A 725-nucleotide genomic window follows, 5' to 3' on the forward strand; every position below is an offset into this window, starting at 1 on the left:
GCACAAACCAACCTTGGAGTGGTTAAAACGGTGAGCAACCCAACCCCGAATGTGGGCAGTAACGTCACCTTTACCATCACGGCTTCGAATGCCGGTCCGAGCAATGCTACGGGTGTGACAGTGAACGACGTACTACCGGCGGGTTATACTTTTGTGAGTGCCACGCCATCAACAGGAACGTGGACGGCACCGAACTGGACTATCGGCAATTTAGCCAATGGTGGCAGTGCTACATTAACTATTGTAGCTACGGTAAACGCAGCGGGTCCATACGCCAATACAGCAACTATCACAGGTACGGAAACCGATCCGACTCCTGGTAACAATACTTCGACATCAACGCCAACCCCGGTTGCACAAACCAACCTTGGAGTGGTTAAAACGGTGAGCAATCCAACCCCGAATGTGGGCAGTAACGTCACCTTTACCATCACGGCTTCGAATGCGGGTCCGAGCAATGCTACGGGTGTGACGGTGAACGACGTGCTTCCGGCGGGTTATACTTTTGTGAGTGCCACACCATCAACGGGAACGTGGACGGCTCCGAACTGGACTATCGGTAACCTGGCCAACGGAGCAAGTGCTACATTAACTATTGTAGCTACTGTAAACGCAGCGGGTCCATACGCCAATACGGCAACGATCTCAGGAACGGAGACAGATCCGACCCCTGGTAACAATACCTCGACATCAACTCCAACCCCGGTTGCACAAACCAACCTTGG

General features: G+C 53.0%; 1 protein-coding gene. It reads left to right on the forward strand.

Features of this window, described 5'->3' with window-relative positions:
• The coding region (locus tag NAT51_RS19640) for a DUF11 domain-containing protein (protein ID WP_250601814.1) at positions 1-725 on the forward strand (725 nt) is incomplete at both ends.

Source organism: Flavobacterium amniphilum (genome assembly GCF_023634845.1).
Lineage (GTDB): Bacteria > Bacteroidota > Bacteroidia > Flavobacteriales > Flavobacteriaceae > Flavobacterium > Flavobacterium amniphilum.